The following is a 2500-nucleotide window of genomic DNA, read 5'->3' as shown; positions in this document are numbered from 1 at the left end:
GGGGTAGAGCACTGGATGGGCTATGGGGACTCACCGTCTTACTGATCCTAACCAAACTCCGAATACCGGGGAGTACTAGTCGGCAGACACACGGCGGGTGCTAACGTCCGTCGTGAAAAGGGCAACAACCCTAACCTCCAGCTAAGGTCCCCAAGTCATGGCTAAGTGGGAAAGGATGTGAGGATCCCAAAACAACCAGGATGTTGGCTTAGAAGCAGCCATCATTTAAAGAAAGCGTAACAGCTCACTGGTCTAAATAAGGGTCTTTGCGCCGAAAATGTAACGGGGCTGAAGCCATGCACCGAAGCTGAGGATGTGTAGCAATACACGTGGTAGCGGAGCGTTCCGTAAGCCTGTGAAGGGATACCCGTGAGGGGTCCTGGAGGTATCGGAAGTGCGAATGTTGACATGAGTAACGATAAAGAGGGTGAGAGACCCTCTCGCCGAAAGACCAAGGGTTCCTGCTTAAAGTTAATCTGAGCAGGGTTAGCCGGCCCCTAAGACGAGGCGGACACGCGTAGTCGATGGGAACCACGTTAATATTCGTGGGCCTGGTGGTAGTGACGGATTGCTCAACTTGTAAGGTCTTATTGGATTGATCTTGCAGGGACGCGGTTCCAGGAAATAGCTCCACCGTATAGACCGTACCCGAAACCGACACAGGTGGTCAGGTAGAGTATACCAAGGCGCTTGAGAGAACTATGTTGAAGGAACTCGGCAAATTGCACGCGTAACTTCGGAAGAAGCGTGACCCCTTCGCACGCAAGTGTGGTGGGGTGGCACAGACCAGGGGGTAGCGACTGTTTATCAAAAACACAGGGCTCTGCGAAGTCGCAAGACGACGTATAGGGTCTGACGCCTGCCCGGTGCTGGAAGGTTAAGAGGAGAGGTGCAAGCTTTGAATCGAAGCCCCAGTAAACGGCGGCCGTAACTATAACGGTCCTAAGGTAGCGAAATTCCTTGTCGGGTAAGTTCCGACCTGCACGAATGGCGTAACGACTTCCCCGCTGTCTCCAACATAGACTCAGTGAAATTGAATTCCCCGTGAAGATGCGGGGTTCCTGCGGTCAGACGGAAAGACCCCGTGCACCTTTACTATAGCTTTACACTGGCATTCGTGTCGGCATGTGTAGGATAGGTGGTAGGCTTTGAAGCGGGGACGCCAGTTTCCGTGGAGCCATCCTTGAAATACCACCCTTATCGTCATGGATGTCTAACCGCGGTCCGTTATCCGGATCCGGGACAGTGTATGGTGGGTAGTTTGACTGGGGCGGTCGCCTCCGAAAGAGTAACGGAGGCGCGCGATGGTGGGCTCAGACCGGTCGGAAATCGGTCGTCGAGTGCAATGGCATAAGCCCGCCTGACTGCGAGACTGACAAGTCGAGCAGAGACGAAAGTCGGTCATAGTGATCCGGTGGTCCCGCGTGGAAGGGCCATCGCTCAACGGATAAAAGGTACGCCGGGGATAACAGGCTGATGACCCCCAAGAGTCCATATCGACGGGGTTGTTTGGCACCTCGATGTCGACTCATCGCATCCTGGGGCTGGAGCAGGTCCCAAGGGTATGGCTGTTCGCCATTTAAAGCGGTACGTGAGTTGGGTTCAGAACGTCGTGAGACAGTTCGGTCCCTATCTGCCGTGGGTGTAGGAATATTGACAGGATCTGTCCCTAGTACGAGAGGACCGGGATGGACATATCTCTGGTGGACCTGTTGTCGTGCCAACGGCATAGCAGGGTAGCTACATATGGAATGGATAACCGCTGAAGGCATCTAAGCGGGAAACCAACCTGAAAACGAGTATTCCCTATCAGAGCCGTGGAAGACGACCACGTTGATAGGCCGGGTGTGGAAGCGCAGCAATGTGTGAAGCTTACCGGTACTAATAGCTCGATTGGCTTGATCGTTCTCATTGATCAATGCTCATGACTGTCATCAGACAGAAATGACGCCTAGACGTGTTTAAAAGAAAACAGGCGAATGCCTGCCAGCTTCTCAATTTGTTGCGCTTCGCTGACCTGGTGGTTATGGCGGGGCGGCTGCACCCGTTCCCATTCCGAACACGGCCGTGAAACGCCCCAGCGCCTATGGTACTTCGTCTTAAGACGCGGGAGAGTCGGTCGCTGCCAGGTCTGCCAAGCGCAACAAAAAATCTTCTCTGAACGAAAACGGCCCAGGCCGAAACAAAAGGGCCGCCTAAAGCGGTCCTTTCTGCTATAATCGGCCGACTGAAATTTGAGGGCATTCACCAGACATATAATGGTGCGTCCCTTACAGGAGACAAAACCCATAGGGTTTTGCTCCGGAATGACGACGGAAACGTCGTACGGGAGCAACCGCTTCGCAGTTGCCCCGGCACTACGACAAACCGCTGCGCGGTTCGTCGATGTCAGGATGAGGCGAAGGAGCCTCACCTTGAGGACGCGGGGTGGAGCAGCCCGGTAGCTCGTCAGGCTCATAACCTGAAGGCCGCAGGTTCAAATCCTGCCCCCGCAACCAAA

Annotated in this window: 1 tRNA gene and 2 rRNA genes (1 of these 3 cut by a window edge); all 3 read left to right on the top strand. The window is 54.4% G+C overall.

The features are described 5' to 3' along the window. Positions 1 to 1906: ribosomal RNA gene (locus tag FHT76_RS41065) — 23S ribosomal RNA — on the top strand (it extends 895 nt beyond the left edge of the window). A 110-nt stretch (positions 1907 to 2016) separates the two neighbouring features. After that, positions 2017 to 2131: ribosomal RNA gene (gene rrf / locus FHT76_RS41060) — 5S ribosomal RNA — on the top strand. Positions 2132 to 2421: 290 nt separating this feature from the next. Next, a tRNA-Met gene (locus FHT76_RS41055) sits at positions 2422 to 2498 on the top strand. Positions 2499 to 2500 lie beyond the last annotated feature (2 nt).

This window comes from Rhizobium sp. BK176 (assembly GCF_024808055.1).
The sequence above is the reverse complement of the archived record's forward strand: the minus strand, read 5'-3'. Positions and strand labels throughout refer to the sequence as shown.